General features: G+C 64.6%; 16 protein-coding genes. 11 read left to right on the forward strand and 5 right to left on the reverse strand.

Annotation, left to right across the window (positions count from 1 at the left end; all coding sequences use genetic code 11):
- The first annotated feature begins 1 nt into the window (after window position 1).
- The 3 genes from RBT54_RS05880 (at window position 2) to RBT54_RS05890 (ending at window position 4,069) form a co-directional block, all read left to right on the forward strand.
- Window positions 2-1,480, forward strand: a complete 1,479-nt coding sequence (locus tag RBT54_RS05880) for an ABC transporter permease (RefSeq protein ID WP_320365330.1) — start codon at window positions 2-4, stop codon at window positions 1,478-1,480.
- A gap of 82 nt (window positions 1,481-1,562) precedes the next feature.
- The gene (locus tag RBT54_RS05885) at window positions 1,563-3,137 is read left to right on the forward strand and encodes a protein adenylyltransferase SelO (protein ID WP_320365103.1); all 1,575 of its coding nucleotides are present in this window, start codon (window positions 1,563-1,565) and stop codon (window positions 3,135-3,137) included.
- Between the two features lie 263 nt (window positions 3,138-3,400).
- A complete protein-coding gene (locus RBT54_RS05890; protein WP_320365105.1) occupies window positions 3,401-4,069 on the forward strand; it encodes a Crp/Fnr family transcriptional regulator in 669 nt (222 codons plus the stop codon).
- A gap of 21 nt (window positions 4,070-4,090) precedes the next feature.
- On the opposite strand, the gene RBT54_RS05895 is transcribed toward RBT54_RS05890, so the two are convergent.
- Window positions 4,091-4,513: a MarR family winged helix-turn-helix transcriptional regulator gene (locus tag RBT54_RS05895; RefSeq protein WP_320365107.1), complete on the reverse strand. Its 423-nt coding sequence runs from the start codon at window positions 4,511-4,513 to the stop codon at window positions 4,091-4,093.
- Window positions 4,514-4,619: 106 nt separating this feature from the next.
- A complete protein-coding gene (gene smpB / locus RBT54_RS05900; protein WP_320365109.1) occupies window positions 4,620-5,066 on the reverse strand; it encodes an SsrA-binding protein SmpB in 447 nt (148 codons plus the stop codon).
- 129 nt (window positions 5,067-5,195) lie between these two features.
- Here smpB and RBT54_RS05905 point away from each other — a divergent pair, with 129 nt between their 5' ends.
- The gene (locus RBT54_RS05905) at window positions 5,196-5,633 is read left to right on the forward strand and encodes a type II toxin-antitoxin system RatA family toxin (RefSeq protein ID WP_320365111.1); all 438 of its coding nucleotides are present in this window, start codon (window positions 5,196-5,198) and stop codon (window positions 5,631-5,633) included.
- Between the two features lie 17 nt (window positions 5,634-5,650).
- Window positions 5,651-5,977, forward strand: coding sequence for an RnfH family protein (locus RBT54_RS05910; RefSeq protein WP_320365113.1), 327 nt, complete (start codon window positions 5,651-5,653; stop codon window positions 5,975-5,977).
- Between the two features lie 31 nt (window positions 5,978-6,008).
- Here RBT54_RS05910 and RBT54_RS05915 read toward each other — a convergent pair whose 3' ends face one another.
- Complete coding sequence (locus tag RBT54_RS05915; RefSeq protein ID WP_320365115.1) at window positions 6,009-6,518, reverse strand: DUF4124 domain-containing protein; 510 nt, start codon at window positions 6,516-6,518, stop codon at window positions 6,009-6,011.
- A gap of 80 nt (window positions 6,519-6,598) precedes the next feature.
- On the opposite strand from RBT54_RS05915, the gene guaB reads away from it, so the two are divergent.
- The 3 genes from guaB to RBT54_RS05930 all read left to right on the forward strand — a co-directional run bounded on the left by guaB (window position 6,599) and on the right by RBT54_RS05930 (window position 11,223).
- On the forward strand, window positions 6,599-8,062 hold the full coding sequence (guaB, locus tag RBT54_RS05920) for an IMP dehydrogenase (RefSeq protein WP_320365117.1): 1,464 nt from the start codon (window positions 6,599-6,601) through the stop codon (window positions 8,060-8,062).
- 73 nt (window positions 8,063-8,135) lie between these two features.
- Window positions 8,136-9,713: a glutamine-hydrolyzing GMP synthase gene (gene guaA, locus RBT54_RS05925; protein ID WP_320365120.1), complete on the forward strand. Its 1,578-nt coding sequence runs from the start codon at window positions 8,136-8,138 to the stop codon at window positions 9,711-9,713.
- A 307-nt stretch (window positions 9,714-10,020) separates the two neighbouring features.
- Entirely contained in the window at window positions 10,021-11,223 is a 1,203-nt protein-coding gene (locus tag RBT54_RS05930) for a tyrosine-type recombinase/integrase (RefSeq protein ID WP_320365122.1), read from the forward strand.
- A gap of 83 nt (window positions 11,224-11,306) precedes the next feature.
- On the opposite strand, the gene RBT54_RS05935 is transcribed toward RBT54_RS05930, so the two are convergent.
- A complete protein-coding gene (locus RBT54_RS05935) occupies window positions 11,307-11,570 on the reverse strand; it encodes a helix-turn-helix transcriptional regulator (protein WP_320365124.1) in 264 nt (87 codons plus the stop codon).
- A 79-nt stretch (window positions 11,571-11,649) separates the two neighbouring features.
- Complete coding sequence (locus RBT54_RS05940; RefSeq protein ID WP_320365126.1) at window positions 11,650-12,630, reverse strand: LuxR family transcriptional regulator; 981 nt, start codon at window positions 12,628-12,630, stop codon at window positions 11,650-11,652.
- A gap of 91 nt (window positions 12,631-12,721) precedes the next feature.
- Here RBT54_RS05940 and RBT54_RS05945 point away from each other — a divergent pair, with 91 nt between their 5' ends.
- From RBT54_RS05945 to repC, 3 genes are read left to right on the forward strand one after another with little or no spacing between them, the layout of a single operon-like run.
- On the forward strand, window positions 12,722-12,955 hold the full coding sequence (locus RBT54_RS05945; protein WP_033996783.1) for a plasmid-related protein: 234 nt from the start codon (window positions 12,722-12,724) through the stop codon (window positions 12,953-12,955).
- 3 nt (window positions 12,956-12,958) lie between these two features.
- Window positions 12,959-13,834, forward strand: coding sequence for a helicase RepA family protein (locus RBT54_RS05950; protein ID WP_320365133.1), 876 nt, complete (start codon window positions 12,959-12,961; stop codon window positions 13,832-13,834).
- Window positions 13,824-14,693 carry a replication protein C, IncQ-type gene (gene repC / locus RBT54_RS05955; protein ID WP_413788424.1) on the forward strand — a complete coding sequence of 290 codons (870 nt, stop codon included), beginning with the start codon at window positions 13,824-13,826 and terminating at the stop codon, window positions 14,691-14,693. Before RBT54_RS05950 ends, repC begins: the two co-directional genes overlap by 11 nt.
- Window positions 14,694-14,904: the final 211 nt, after the last annotated feature.

The following is a 14,904-nucleotide window of genomic DNA, read 5'->3' on the forward strand; positions in this document are numbered from 1 at the left end:
GATGGCCTTCCAGCCCGTGCTGCTGTGGACCGATGCGCTGCTCTTCCTGCTCATCGGCCTCGGCCTGCTGGCGGTGATTCATGTGCGGGGCCAACCGCCGCTGCGTGAGGCCTGGCGTCAGGTCGGCAAGCGGCCCACCGGCATGGCCGCCGCGACCGTGCTGCTCGCCTTCCTGGCGGTCGGCGTGCTCGACAGCCTGCACTACCGTCCGCTGCTGCCGCCGGTGGCGACATCCTCGTCCGTGGGCGAGGGTGCGCCCCCGGCGGCGGACGCGCCGACATCTGCTGCGGGCGCGAACACTGCGCCAGCGGCCGTGTATTCCACCGAGGTGCTCTCGGCGCTCGATGCGCTGCTGGCGCCGCTGCGCGCGCGGACCGAGAAGACGTACTCCGCCCCCTTCGCCTGGACGCTTTACCAGCGCGAGGCCATGGAGTTGCCCGACGGCCGCCAGGTGCGCGACTACCCGCGCCTTGTGCACGGCGCAGCACACCTCGAGGCGCCGGGCGAGGCGCGTGCGGGCGACCTGGCGGGGCGCCTGTTGCGCGCCGCAGGGCAGGCCGCGCTGTGGTGTGCGGGCGTGTTCCTGGTGCTGGCCACGCTGGTCTGGCGTGGCAGCGGGCTGGGCTGGGGCGAGGTCGCGGGCGCGATGCTGTCCGGTCGCACCGTGCTGGCCTGGCGTGCGGCCTTGATCGCCGTCGGCGTGCTGCTGCTGATCGTGGCGGTTTGCCTGCAGTTGGCGCCGTTCTACCATGTCCTCGGCACCGACAAGGTGGGCCAGGACGTGCTTTACCTCGCGTTGAAGAGCGTGCGCACCGCGCTCGTGATCGGCACGCTGACGACACTGGTGATGATGCCCTTCGCGGTCGCGCTCGGCATCGCCGCGGGCTACCTCGGCGGCTGGGTGGATGATGCCGTGCAGTACGTTTACACGGTGCTCAACGCCATCCCTGGCGTCCTGCTGATCGCCGCGGCGGTGCTGATGATGCAGGTCGTCATCGACACCAACCCGCAGTGGTTCGACACCGCGGCCGAGCGCTCCGACGCACGCCTGCTGGCGCTGTGCTTCATCCTCGGCATCACAAGCTGGACGGGGCTCGCGCGCCTGCTGCGCGGCGAGACCCTCAAGCTGCGCGAGCTCGAATACGTGCAGGCGGCGCGCGCCTTCGGGGTGAAGACGCCGGCCATCCTGCGCCGCCACATCCTGCCCAACGTGATGCACATCGTGATGATCGCGCTGGTGATGGATTTCTCCGGCCTGGTGCTGGCCGAGGCGGTCCTGTCCTACGTCGGCATCGGCGTCGATCCGACCACGATCAGCTTCGGCACCATGATCAACATGGCACGCGCCGAACTTGCGCGCGAGCCCATGGTCTGGTGGTCACTGGCTGCGGCCTTCGTGTTCATGTTCGTGCTCGTGCTTGCGGCCAACTTGTTCGCCGACGTCGTCCGCGACGCTTTCGATCCGCGCCTGTCAAAGTAGGCGCCGGCGGATCCTACGGCGGTCCGCGTTGCTGTCCTGATAGAAGCGCGGGCGGCCCTCAACGCTTCAGAAGAGCCTCCCGATGAAAGACCTTCGATTCGACAACCGCTTCGTGCGCGAGCTGCCCGGTGATCCAGAGCAAGGGCGGCATGTGCGCCAGGTGCATGGCGCGTGTTACTCGCGGGTCGACCCGACCCCCGTGCGCGCGCCGGCGCTGCTGGCGTGGTCGCCGGAGGTGGCCGGGTTGCTCGGTCTCGCCGAGGCGGATGTGCGCAGCCAGCAATTCGCCGAGGTGTTCGGCGGCAATGCGCTGCTGGCGGGCATGGAACCCTACGCGGCCTGCTACGGCGGTCATCAGTTCGGCAATTGGGCGGGGCAGTTGGGCGACGGGCGGGCGATCACCCTGGGCGAGACCATCAACCCGCAAGGCCAGCGCTGGGAATTGCAGTTGAAGGGCGCCGGCCCCACGCCGTATTCGCGGCGCGCCGACGGACGTGCGGTGCTGCGCTCGTCGATCCGCGAGTTCCTGTGCAGCGAGGCCATGCACCACCTCGGCGTGCCGACCACGCGCGCACTCAGTCTGGTCGGTACCGGCGAGCAGGTCGTGCGCGACATGTTCTACGACGGCCGTGCGCGCCCCGAGCCCGGCGCGGTGGTGTGCCGGGTCGCGCCGTCCTTCATCCGCTTCGGCAACTTCGAGATCTTCGCCTCGCGCGGCGAGGAGCCGCTGCTCGAGCGCCTGATCGATTTCACCATCGAGCGCGACTTTCCCGAACTGGCGGGCGAGCGCGACGTGGTCGCGCGGAGGCTGCGCTGGTTCGAGGAGGTGTGCCGGCGCACCGCGGTGCTGATGGCGCACTGGATGCGGGTGGGTTTCGTGCATGGGGTGATGAACACCGACAACATGTCCATCCTCGGGCTCACCATCGACTACGGCCCCTATGGCTGGATCGACAACTTCGACCCCGAGTGGACGCCCAACACCACCGACGCCGGCGGGCGACGCTACCGCTTCGGTCACCAGCCGCGCATCGCGCACTGGAACCTTTGGCAACTGGCCAACGCGCTGTACCCGGTGATCCAGCAGGTCGAACCGCTGGAGCGCGCGCTCATGAGCTACGCCGACATCCACGAATCCGAGTACCGGCAGATGATGCAGGCCAAGCTCGGGTTCGCTGCCTGGCATGCCGGCAAGGAGGCGGACGATGGCCTGCTCGATACGCTCCACCAGCTGCTCGAGCGCGGCGAGGTGGACATGACGATCTTCTTTCGCAGCCTCGCCGATCTCGACCTCGACACGCCTTCGCTCGCACCCTTCGACGCGGCGTTCTATGACCAGGACCGCCGCGCCGGGATCGAGCCCGAGCTGCTGCGCTGGCTACAGGCCTATGCCGCGCGCCTGCGCGATGAGGGTGTGCCTGCGGCCTTGCGCCGGGCGGGCATGAATCGCGTAAATCCGATCTATGTGCCGCGCAACTATCTGGCGCAGCAGGCTATCGATGCGGCCGAGGCGGGCGACCTGAGCGAACTCGAGACCCTGTTCGACGTGCTCCGCCAGCCCTATGTGGCGCAGCCGGGGCGCGAGCGCTTTGCCGCCCGACGCCCGGACTGGGCGCGCCACAAGGCCGGGTGTTCGATGTTGTCGTGCAGTTCGTGAGCCGGCCGTTCTTGGCCCGCTTCAGCCTCAATACCGTGGCGTCGCCCGCGACCTCTTTCTTTGGGTGTATCTTCTCAGTCGTTCGGCGAGTGCGCATGACCCGTTGCCCGGCCTGAAATCAGATCAGAGGATCCGCGCTGCCGGCGAGATCCCGGTCCGGGGGTAAGTAGCCTGTCCTGCGCCGCCTTGCGCCAGTCTGGGGGGCTGAGTTCCGCGTGCGTACGATCGTCCAATCTGCGTCCATCCGAGCGGCGCTTGCTGGCATGCCCATCCTGCGCGGTTGCGAGGATGCGGTGCTCGAGCTACTCGAAGAGGGTGCGCATTTCGTCCGCTTCGGCTCGGGTGCATCGGTGTTCGAGCGCGGTTCGATGCCCACGGGCCTCTTCTTCGTGCATAGCGGGGCCGTCAGGCTCATGTCGCTGTGCCCGGAAGGGCGCCCCAAGGTCGTGGAGATTTTCGAGCCGGGCGGCATGTTCGGCGAGATCGGGGTGTTCACCGGGCAGCGCTATCGCACCTGGACCCAGGCCATCGGCGCGGTGGTGCTGATCCATGTTGCGCGCGAGCGCATGCTCGAGGCGGTGGCAGTCGATAACGCGCTCTGCAATCGCATGCTCGGTGCGGTGTGCGCGCGCACCCAGCGTCTGGTTGATGCGATCAGCAGCACGGCCTCGGGGACGGCCTCGGTGCGAGTGGCCAGTTATCTGCTCGAGCAGCTCGGGCGCTCGCCACGGCCAGACGCCTGCGTCGTGCTCCCCGCGCCCAAGAAGGCGATTGCCTCCCTGCTCAATCTCACCCCGGAAACCCTTTCCCGCGTGCTGCGCAACATGGTGGAGGAGGGGGTGATCACCGTGGGTGGCCGGCGCATTCATGTGCGCAACAGGCCGCTGCTAGCCGCCATGTTGAGCTCGGGGACGGACGGCACGATCACTTGAGTCCCGATTGCGGGTCCGGGGCTATTTCAACCGCCCGGCCACCTGCGGGAAGACCGCCTCCAGTTCCTTCAGCTCCTGGCGGTGACGCTCGGCGATGCGCGCGACCAGGCGCTCGCCCGCCGCGGTGAGGTGCACTTCGACCGCGCGGCGGTCCTCGCGCCCGGGCTGGCGCTCGACGAGACCCAGCTTTTCACAGCGTGATACCAGGGACACGACGCCGTGCTGGTGCGCCTGCAGACGCTCGGCGAGTTCGCCGATGTTCGCCCATTCGCGCCCGGGAAAGCCCTTGACCTGGAGCAGCAGCAAATACTGCAGGTTGGTGATGCCGTGCCGGCGCGTGAGCAATTCGGAAAAGCGCAGGAAGCGCCGCAACTGGTAGCGGAAGTCGGCAAGGGCCTCGAACTCGCTTTTCTCGAGGGGGGGCTTTTCGGCGATTGTATTCATTGCGTGAAATTCATGATTTCAGGGCTGGCCGTCGGGACCTGCCCGCGCGAAACCGTCGCCGCAGCGCGGATCGCAGGTGGGTGCTGAAAAGGCGACGCGGGGGCACTCAGGCCTTCACCCGCATCAGGCGCTGCTTCTCGCGATCCCAGTCCTTCTTCTTCTCGTCCTCGCGCTTGTCGTGCATCTTCTTGCCCTTGGCCAGCCCGATCTCGAGCTTGATCCGACCCTTGAGGTAGTGCAGGTCGATCGGCACCAGGGTGTAGCCGGCGCGCTCGACCTTGCCGATCAGGCGCGCGATTTCCTTCTTGTGCAGCAGCAGCTTGCGGGTGCGCGTGGGGTCGTGGTGGACGTGGCTCGAGGCGGTGGTGAGCGGCGCGATGTGCATGCCGAACAGGAAAATCTCCTCGCCGCGGATCACCACGTACGATTCCTTGATGTTGGCCCGCCCGGCGCGGATGGCCTTCACTTCCCAGCCCTCGAGGACCATGCCGGCCTCGTGCTTTTCTTCGACGAAGTAGTCGTGGAAGGCCTTGCGGTTCTCGATGATGCTCATGGTCTGGCTGGTCCTGAGGGGGCGCGTCGGGCCGCGAAGGCTTGGTCCGCATGCGGTAGAATTGCGCATTTTAACAGCTCGGCTGCGTGCCCGTTCCGGCCGCTGCGCAGTTTCGACACCCCCCAGCCCATGGCCGAAGTCAAGAAGCTCGTTCTCATCGAATTCACGCCCGCGCAAATGTTCGAGCTCGTCGACCGTTGCGAGGACTATCAGCAGTTCCTGCCCTGGTGTGGTGGCGCGGAAGTGCACAAGCGCACAGACACCATCACCGCGGCGACGCTGCACATCAACTATCACGGCATCAAGGCGCACTTCAGTACGGAAAACGACAAACGCTATCCCTACGAGATGACGCTGCGCCTGACCGACGGCCCGTTCACGCATCTGGACGGTCACTGGCTGTTCACGCCGCTCGGCGATACGGCGTGCAAGGTCGAGTTCCAGTTGCGCTACCAGTTCGCGAGCAAGTTGCTCGAGAAGGTGCTGGGACCGGTGTTCAACCACATTGCCAACACCTTCGTCGACTCGTTCGTGAAGCGTGCCGGACAGATCTACAAAGCGTCGTAGGGACGGGGAGCCTGAAATTGAGCGCAATGATTCGTGTCGAGATCGTGTACGCCTTGCCGCAACGCCAGGAACTGGTCGAGGTCCGGCTTCCCGAGGGGGCGACGGTCCGGCAGGCGATCGAGGCTTCCGGCCTGCTCGAAAAATATCCGGACATCGAGCTCGACCGTCGCAACAAGCTGGGCATCTACGCCAAGCTGGTGAAGGCCGATACCGCGGTGCGTGACCGCGACCGGGTCGAGATCTACCGCCCGCTCATCGCCGACCCGAAGGCCGTGCGCAAGAAGCGCGCCGACGAGGGCAAGGTCATGAAGAAGGGCGGTGGATCGGCAGAGGAAGAAGCCTGAGGCCCTTTTTGACGGCTTGCCGGCGGTGAGCTCACTGGCAGTGCTCGGCAAGCTGTTGTTGCAGGCGGGCGAGCTCGGCGCTGCGTGCCGCATCGTCGAGGAATTCGCGTTCGCCGGCGGCGTTGAAACGGCTCACCCGCTGGCCTGATTCGAGTGCGCCGATCTGGTTGCGCGCCTGCTCGCAAAAGCGCTGGCGCTCCGCTTCGCGAGTCGCTTCTTCTTCGGTCTTGGCCTGCGCTTCGGCTTCGGCGGCGCGGCGCTCGCGGAAGGCCCGTTCGCGTTCGGCCAGGGTGGGCGGACGGGACGGTTGCGGCGCGGTCGAGGTGTCGGTTGCCCCGGGTGTGCCCGCCGACTCGGGGGGAGGCGCCGGCGCCACGGCCGGCGTGGCCATGGGCGTGCCCCGGATCACGCTGACCTCGCCCGTGGGCGGCGGCGTGTCGCCGTAATGAACCCGACCGTCCTTGTCCTTCCAGTTATAGATCTGGGCGAGCGCGGGCAAGGCGGCGAGCAGGGCGACAGCGAACACGGCGCGGCGAATCATGCGGAAATCTCCCTGGTGCGGCGCTTACATGGGGCTTTGGCGCTCTGTATAATACGGATTTGGTCGAAAGGAAAACAGCCATGCGAGTGATTCAGAAGGCGCTGACCTTCGATGACGTCATTCTCGTTCCCGCCCACTCCACGGTTCTCCCGCGCGATGTGAGCCTGCAGAGTCAGGTCACGCGCCGCATCCGCCTCAATATTCCGCTGCTGTCTGCAGCCATGGATACCGTCACTGAAAGTCGCCTGGCGATTGCGCTGGCGCAGGAAGGCGGTATCGGTGTCGTGCACAAGAACCTGTCCCCGGCCGAACAGGCCGCCGAGGTGCACAAGGTCAAGCGTCACGAGTCCGGCATCCTCAAGGATCCGATCACGATCCCGCCGACGATGACCGTCGCCGAAGTGATCGCGCTGCAACGCCAGCACCGTTTTTCGGGCGTGCCGGTGGTGCAGGACGGCAAGGTGGTGGGTATCGTCACCAACCGCGACACCCGTTTCGAGACCAATCTGGACCAGCTCGTCACCAAGATCATGACCCCGCAGGACCGCCTGGTCACCGTGCGCGAAGGCGCGAGCCTGGACGAGGCGCGCGAACTGCTCCGCGAGCATCGCCTCGAGCGCGTTCTGGTCATGAATGACGCTGGCGAGCTGTGCGGCCTCATCACCGTCAAGGACATGATGAAGTCCACCGAGCACCCCTTCGCCGCCAAGGACGAACAGGGGCGCCTGCGCGTGGCCGCGGCGATCGGCGTCGGCGCCGGCACCGAGGAACGCGCCGAGTTGCTGGCCGAAGCCGGCGTGGACATGATTGTCGTCGATACCGCGCATGGCCATTCGCAGGGCGTCCTCGACCGCGTGCGCTGGGTCAAGAAGCGCTTCCCGCAGATCGAGGTGGTGGGCGGTAACATCGCCACCGCCGATGCCGCGCGTGCGCTGGTCGACGCGGGTGCGGATGGTGTGAAGGTCGGCATCGGTCCGGGCTCGATCTGCACCACGCGTATCGTCGCTGGCGTGGGCGTGCCGCAGATCACCGCAATCGACAATGTCGCCTCTGCGCTCGCGGGTTCCGGTGTGCCGATGATTGCCGACGGTGGCATCCGCTTCTCGGGCGATATCGCCAAGGCGATCGCCGCTGGCGCGGACTGCGTGATGCTGGGTGGCTTGTTCGCGGGCACCGAGGAAGCGCCCGGCGAGACGGTGCTGTTCCAGGGGCGCTCGTACAAGTCCTACCGTGGCATGGGTTCGCTCGGTGCGATGGAAAAGGGAGCGGCCGATCGCTACTTCCAGGAAGAGAACACCGGCAACATCGACAAGCTCGTGCCCGAGGGCATCGAGGGTCGAGTCCCCTACAAGGGCTCGGTCGGTGTCGTCATCCACCAGTTGATCGGCGGGTTGCGGGCCTCGATGGGCTACCTCGGCAGCCCGGACATTCCGACCCTGCACGCACGCGCCGAGTTCGTCCAGATCAGCTCCGCCGGTATGCGGGAATCGCACGTTCATGACGTGCAGATCACCAAGGAGGCGCCGAACTACCAGATCAGCTGATCGCGTGGTTCAGCGCTTTCCAGGCGGCTGAGAAGCCGCCTTTCCTTTTTTTGACGTACGAGACGTTCGCGCCATGGCTCACCAGAAAATCCTCATCCTCGACTTCGGTTCTCAGGTCTCCCAGCTCATCGCGCGCCGCGTGCGTGAGCAGCAGGTGTATTGCGAGCTGCATCCCTTCGACGTGTCCGACGAGTTCGTGCGCAGTTTCGGTGCTCAGGGCGTGATTCTGTCCGGCGGCCCCAACTCGGTGTACGAGTCCGAAGACTGGCGTGCGCCGCAGGCGGTGTTCGAGCTCGGCGTACCGGTGCTGGGCATCTGCTACGGCATGCAGACCATGGCCAGCCAGCTCGGCGGCACGGTCGAGAGCTCGACCAAGCGCGAGTTCGGCTACGCCGAGATGCGCGCGCGCGGGCACTCGAAGCTGTTCACCGGCATCGAGGATCGGACCAACGCCGAAGGTCACGGTTTGCTGGACGTCTGGATGAGTCACGGCGACAAGGTCACCGCGCTGCCGCCCGGTTTCAAGGTCATCGGCAGCAACGAATCGACGCCGATTGCGGCGATGGCTGATGAAGCGCGCGGCTTCTACGGGGTGCAGTTCCATCCCGAGGTCACGCATACGATCAAGGGCAAGGAGATGATCGGACGCTTCGTGCATGACATCTGCGGCTGCGGTCGCGACTGGAACATGCCCGACTACATCGAAGAGGCGGTGCAGAAGATCCGCGACCAGGTGGGTGACGAGGATGTCATTCTCGGCCTGTCGGGCGGCGTGGATTCGTCGGTGGCGGCGGCGCTGATTCATCGCGCGATCGGCGACCAGCTCACCTGTGTGTTCGTCGACCACGGCCTGCTGCGTCTGAACGAAGGCAAGCTGGTCATGGAGATGTTTGCCGGTCGGCTCCATGCGAGAGTGATTCATGTCGATGCCACCGCGCAGTTCATGGGTCACCTCAAGGGCGTCACCGACCCCGAGCAGAAGCGCAAGATCATCGGTCGCGAGTTTGTCGAGGTGTTCCAGGCCGAGGCCAGGAAGCTGCGGGTGGGCGGAACCGAGGCGAAGTGGCTCGCGCAAGGCACGATCTACCCCGACGTGATCGAATCCGGCGGCGCCAAGAGCAAGAAGGCGCACACCATCAAGAGCCACCACAACGTCGGCGGCCTGCCCGAGACGCTCGGCCTCAAGCTCCTCGAGCCGCTGCGCGACCTGTTCAAGGACGAGGTGCGCGAGCTCGGCGTGGCGCTCGGCCTGCCGCACGACATGGTCTATCGCCACCCCTTCCCGGGTCCGGGCCTGGGCGTGCGCATTCTCGGCGAGGTCAGGCAGGACTTCGCCGACCTGTTGCGCCGCGCCGACGCGATCTTCATCGACGAGCTGCGTGCCGCCGACTGGTACGACAAGACCAGCCAGGCCTTCGCGGTGTTCCTGCCGGTGAAGAGCGTGGGCGTGATGGGCGACGGCCGCACCTACGAATACGTGGTGGCGCTGCGCGCGGTGCAGACGCAGGACTTCATGACCGCACACTGGGCCGAGCTGCCGCACAGCCTGCTCGGCAAAGTCAGCAACCGCATCATCAACGAGGTGCGTGGCATCAATCGGGTGGTGTACGACATCTCGGGCAAGCCGCCCGCGACGATCGAGTGGGAGTGATTCGGCGTCTGGCACTGGCTGGCACCTAGTGGCACGAAAACAGACCTAAGCCCGCGTCAATGCGGGCTTTTTTGTGATTTCGTTCGGCGCCGCCTGGCAACATTTGGCATCGCCAAGCACCGTTTTTTCATGGCATGATGGATGGCATCAAATGCTTCTATGCCATGAAAAGTCACCGATACCATGCAACCACCTTGCGGATGTTCATGGTATTGAATTGGCGTAACACAATGATTGTGTTGTTGTTTTACGCCATTATTGGCCGCTTTTCGGATCATGGTATTTGAGCTGAATCAGGGCGAGAACCATGCTGACCGATACCAAGCTGCGCAACCTCAAGCCGAAGGACAAGCTCTACAAGGTGAATGACCGTGACGGCCTCTATGTAGCCGTCACGGCCGCCGGAGCGATCTCGTTCCGCTACAACTACTCGATCCACGGTAGGCAGGAGACCATCACCTTCGGCCGCTACGGTGTCGGCGGCATCACCCTGGCGGAAGCCCGCGAGCGGTTGGGCGAGGCCAAGAAGATGGTCGCGGCCGGGAAGTCACCGGCCAAGGAAAAGGCGCGGGATAAGGCCCGCGTCAAGGACGCGGAGACGTTCGGGGCCTGGGCGGAAAAGTGGCTGCGCGGCTACCAGATGGCCGACTCCACCCGCGACATGCGCCGCTCAGTCTACGAGCGCGACTTGAAGCCGAAATTCGGCAATCAGAAGCTGGTGGAGATTACCCACGAGGACTTGCGGGCACTGACCGATGCCATCGTGGAGCGCGGCGCGCCGGCAACGGCAGTGCATGTCCGCGAGGTGGTGATGCAGGTCTATCGCTGGGCCATCGAGCGTGGCCAGAAGGTCGAGAACCCGGCGGAGCTGGTGCGCCCAACGTCCATCGCCAAATTCGAGCCGCGCGACCGTGCGCTGACGCCCGACGAGATCGGCCTGATGTACCAGTACATGGAGCGCATCGGCACAGCGCCATCCATTCGGGCGGCGGCCAAGCTGCTGCTGTTGACGATGGTGCGCAAGAGCGAGCTGACCAACGCGACCTGGAGCGAGATCAATTTCAGCGACGCGCTTTGGACGATCCCGAAGGAGCGGATGAAGCGGCGCAATCCGCACTTGGTGTTTCTGTCCCGCCAGGCGCTGGACATCTTCATTGCCCTGAAAACCTTCGCCGGTGGATCGGACTACGTGCTGCCGTCGCGGTACGACTCGGACCTACCCATGAGCAGCGCCACGCTCAACCAGGTGCTGACGCTGACGTATCGGCTGGCGCAGAAGGAAGGAAAGCCGCTCGCCAAGTTCGGGCCGCATGACTTGCGGCGCACAGCCAGCACGTTGTTGCACGAGGCCGGCTACAACACGGACTGGATCGAGAAGTGCCTGGCGCACGAACAGAGAGGCGTCCGGGCCGTCTACAACAAGGCCGAGTACCGCGAGCAGCGCACGGCGATGTTGCAGGACTGGGCGGACATGATCGACGAATGGACGCTGAGACGGCCGAAGGCGTAAGCCAGAGGAAGGCAGGTTAGGCAGCCCGCCTGAGCGTCGAGGCATGGCCTCTGGTTTCATTGACACTTGAGGGGCGCAGCGTTTTAGCCGCTAAAAGGGGCAGCAGAGCCGCCGGCCACGGTAGACGGAGTGAAGCCAGGGCGCATGGCCTGAGTGCCCGACGACTTCCGCGCCTCGATCCATTCCTCGACCTCGGCCAAGTCCCAGGCGACGTTTCGGCTGGTGAGTGCGATCCGGCGCGGAAACTCCCCGCGCTGCTCCATGTTGAAGATCGTGCGCTCAGACAGCGGGATCATCGCCAGTAGCTTCTTCCGATTGATGAGCGTCTTGCTTGTCGTTGCCTGCATCCCCTGGCCTCTTTCAGTTACTTGCGAACATGTGCCTGATGGTGCCTGGAAATGCGGATTGCTTCGTCCTATTAGTTGGTCAATTTGGTTGACGCCGCGAGCGTGGCTTTGTACTCAAGCGGAAAATTGCGGGGATCGCCGCCAGCGCCTTCGATACCGCTTGGCGCTCGATGCCGAGCTTTCGCGCAATCTCCGACTGGTTGAGTCCAGACCACTGGAGCATCAGCATCTGCTTCTTGCGGTCCGACAGCTTTGAGTCCACCATCAGCCGCGCTTGATTGCGCAACTCCGCCTTGTCCGCCGGTTGTAAGGTCTGGCCCGCGACGTAGTGGAAGAAGTAGCTGTCAACCAGTTGATCGCCCGATTTCACTTGGGCAGTGGCCGGCTTCGCGCATTGCTGGCTGAGTCTCGCCAGTTCGAGGTCGAATTGCGCGAGGGATCGCCTTGCTTGTCTGTAGACAGGGTTCCATGCGCCGCTCGGCAATTTAGGCCGGTGATCCAGGCAATACAGGCTGCTTAGTCGAAGCTTTTCCTCTGCATCGTCCGCCTTCGGATCATCGCTCCCGCCGGCGAATGAGGTCAGCTCGGCGAGTGATCCGCAGAACCGGCAGAACCCCTGGAGGCGTTCACCATTCAGTCGGGTGTCCCGCACCTTCGACTTCACCGGCCGTTTGCAGGCGCAGTCCCATACAAGCCCAATCAACGATTCGAGTGTCGCAACAAACCGCCGATCCTTTGGGGTCTGCGTGTCCTCCGTTTTGATGAACTGGCGCAGCAACTGCCGCTGCATGCGAACCATCGCATCAAGTCCCACCAGTCGAATGATTCCGCTGAAGCTCACCCCTGTTCCTGCTCCGGGGATATGGCCCAAGTAGCGTTGCGGCAGCGTCGCCGTGTAAGCAGCCACGGCGGGGTCAATGAGTTCCTGTATCAGCCCAACGATGGGGTAGCGCCGCGAGGAGGCGGAATACGGCCGCCAGCGATCCTCAAACTGCTCGATGGCTTCCGAGACGGTGGGATCGCAACCTTCCCAGATGACAATGGTTGGATCGTTCTTCATGTCAACCATTTTGGACAACTAATAAGATGTAGGCAACCCCCAATAGCGCCTAACCTTCGTAGCAATTCAGTTGATAACGGAGGTTTACGCAATGACGATAGAAGACACGCTGCTGCAACGCTTCGGCCCGCTGCTGAGCATGGCGCAGCTCGCCTCTGTCCTGGATCGATCACCGGATGGCCTGCGGGTCAGCTTGCGCACGACGAGCGAATGGGCGGGGCGAATCAACAAGGCTCGCTTGAAGATCGGTCGACGGGTCTACTTCCGAACCTCGCAAATCGCCGAGGTGTTGAGCGACGAGTCCCTGTACGGAACGGGGAACTGAGTCGTGGCGATTGACGTCCTGGCGGCGTTCGAGTGCGAACCGCCGGTGCTGGACTTCATATGGCCGGGCTTCCTCGCGGGAACCGTCGGCGCGCTCGTCGCCCCAGGGGCCACGGGCAAGAGCTTCTGGGCGCTGGAGGCGGCCATGAGCATCGCATGCAGCGTTGCCGGTGGCGACCTCGTGGGCCTGGCCCCCGCACACACCGGGCGCGTTGTCTATCTGGCCGGGGAAGACCCGCCGCCCGCGCTTGTGCGGCGCATTCACGCCATCGGCCAGCACCTCGGACACGCGGCACGCCAAGCCATCGCAGAGAACCTTGCGCTTGAACCGATCATGGGCAAGCGCCTGAACGTCATGGACGAGGCTCACTTGCGCCGCGTCATCGAGTACAGCGCCGGGGCGAGGCTGATCGTGCTGGACACCCTGAGCCGCATCCACGCCCTCGATGAGAACAGCAACGGCAACATGGCCCACCTCGTGGCCGTGCTGGAGCAAGTCGCGGCTACCACGGGCGCATCCGTGCTCTACCTGCACCACGTCAGCAAGGGCAGCGCCCGCGAAGGGCAGACCGACCAGCAGCAGGCCGCGCGTGGCGCGTCCGCGCTGATCGACAACGCCAGATGGTGCGGTTACGTCGCCCGCATGACCGAGGATGAGGCCAAGCACCTCAGCGACCGTGCCCATGATCGGCAGCCCATAGGCAGTGATCGGCGCGGCTACTTCGTGCGCTTCGGCGTCAGCAAGCAGAACTACGACGCCACGCCGCTTGATCGCTGGTACATGCGGCACGCCGGCGGCGTGCTGGTGCCGGTGGAGCTGTATGAGGCCAGCAGGAATGAGGAAAGACGTGATGGTCGGAGGCGAGGCGATGGCTTTTGACCTCACCCATGCCAGGCACGATCCAATGCACTGCTTGGTCCCCGGTTTGTTCCGCAGTCTCAAGCGCGGCGAACGGAAGAAGCTCAAGCTCGATGTGACGTATCACTACGCCGAAAATGAACAAGCGCGGTTCGTCGGCTTCGAGCCTCTTGGTGCTGATGACATGCGGCTGCTGCAAGGTCTTGTGGCTCTTGGAGGGCCGAAGGGCATCATCCTGACGCCAGAGCCAACAGCGGACTTGCCGAAGCAACTCCGTCTATTCCTTGAGCCGAAGTTCGACGCGGTAGGGCAGGATGCGCTGGTCGTGAGAGAGAGTATGACCAGCCTGCTATGCGAAATCGGCTTGACCGATGGCGGCGACAATATCAGGGCGATCAAGGCGAGCTTGCTGCGCATGGCAAACGTGACGGTGGTAGTCACCAAGGGGAGCAGGCAAAGGTCTTTTCACCTGATGAGCTACGCCTTCGACGAGGAGGACGGACGGCTATTCGTCGCGCTGAATCCTCAGATTGCAGAGGCGATTCTTGGGCGTCGCCCGTATACCCGCATCGAGATGGCCGAGGTGCGGGCGCTACAGACTGACCCGGCCCGTCTGATTCACCAGCGGCTATGCGGCTGGATCGATCCGGGCAAAGCCGGGCGCGTGGAGCTGGATACCCTTTCCGGTTATGTCTGGCCGGACGAGGCGAACGCCGAGGCCATGAAGAAGCGCCGCCAGAAGGCCCGCAAGGCTCTGGCCGAGCTTGCCACCGTAGGATGGAAGGTCAGCGAGTATGCGGCAGGGAAGTGGGAAATTGGCAGGCCGAAGCCCGTAGTAACGTTCCCCAAGCTCCGTAGCAATGTTCCCCTTCATCCGTAGCAACGTTCCCCGCCTCAAACCGGAAAACACAGCAACGGCGCGAGCTTGCGGCTAGTTCGCAAATTCCATCCATGATCTTCCAAGATCATCCACTAGGCGCGGCGCTTGCCGCCGCCCTTTAGGGCGACGCCAAGCCCTTGCCCATGGTCGGCCTTCGGCCGTTGAGTTGTACGCCAGAAGGGTAGTTGTCTTAGGCTGCGTCAACCAAATC

The organism is Thauera sp., assembly GCF_034003485.1.
Taxonomy (GTDB): Bacteria; Pseudomonadota; Gammaproteobacteria; order Burkholderiales; family Rhodocyclaceae; genus Thauera.

What these genes read in the sequence shown, in the direction of transcription:
- RBT54_RS05880 (WP_320365330.1), top strand. Translation starts at nt 2, where the DNA reads ATGGCCTTCCAGCCCGTGCTGCTGTGGACCGATGCGCTGCTCTTCCTG.
- RBT54_RS05885 (WP_320365103.1), top strand. Translation starts at nt 1,563, where the DNA reads ATGAAAGACCTTCGATTCGACAACCGCTTCGTGCGCGAGCTGCCCGGT.
- RBT54_RS05890 (WP_320365105.1), top strand. Translation starts at nt 3,401, where the DNA reads ATGCCCATCCTGCGCGGTTGCGAGGATGCGGTGCTCGAGCTACTCGAA.
- RBT54_RS05895 (WP_320365107.1), bottom strand. Translation starts at nt 4,513, where the DNA reads ATGAATACAATCGCCGAAAAGCCCCCCCTCGAGAAAAGCGAGTTCGAG.
- smpB (WP_320365109.1), bottom strand. Translation starts at nt 5,066, where the DNA reads ATGAGCATCATCGAGAACCGCAAGGCCTTCCACGACTACTTCGTCGAA.
- RBT54_RS05905 (WP_320365111.1), top strand. Translation starts at nt 5,196, where the DNA reads ATGGCCGAAGTCAAGAAGCTCGTTCTCATCGAATTCACGCCCGCGCAA.
- RBT54_RS05915 (WP_320365115.1), bottom strand. Translation starts at nt 6,518, where the DNA reads ATGATTCGCCGCGCCGTGTTCGCTGTCGCCCTGCTCGCCGCCTTGCCC.
- guaB (WP_320365117.1), top strand. Translation starts at nt 6,599, where the DNA reads ATGCGAGTGATTCAGAAGGCGCTGACCTTCGATGACGTCATTCTCGTT.
- guaA (WP_320365120.1), top strand. Translation starts at nt 8,136, where the DNA reads ATGGCTCACCAGAAAATCCTCATCCTCGACTTCGGTTCTCAGGTCTCC.
- RBT54_RS05930 (WP_320365122.1), top strand. Translation starts at nt 10,021, where the DNA reads ATGCTGACCGATACCAAGCTGCGCAACCTCAAGCCGAAGGACAAGCTC.
- RBT54_RS05935 (WP_320365124.1), bottom strand. Translation starts at nt 11,570, where the DNA reads ATGCAGGCAACGACAAGCAAGACGCTCATCAATCGGAAGAAGCTACTG.
- RBT54_RS05940 (WP_320365126.1), bottom strand. Translation starts at nt 12,630, where the DNA reads ATGAAGAACGATCCAACCATTGTCATCTGGGAAGGTTGCGATCCCACC.
- RBT54_RS05945 (WP_033996783.1), top strand. Translation starts at nt 12,722, where the DNA reads ATGACGATAGAAGACACGCTGCTGCAACGCTTCGGCCCGCTGCTGAGC.
- repC (WP_413788424.1), top strand. Translation starts at nt 13,824, where the DNA reads ATGGCTTTTGACCTCACCCATGCCAGGCACGATCCAATGCACTGCTTG.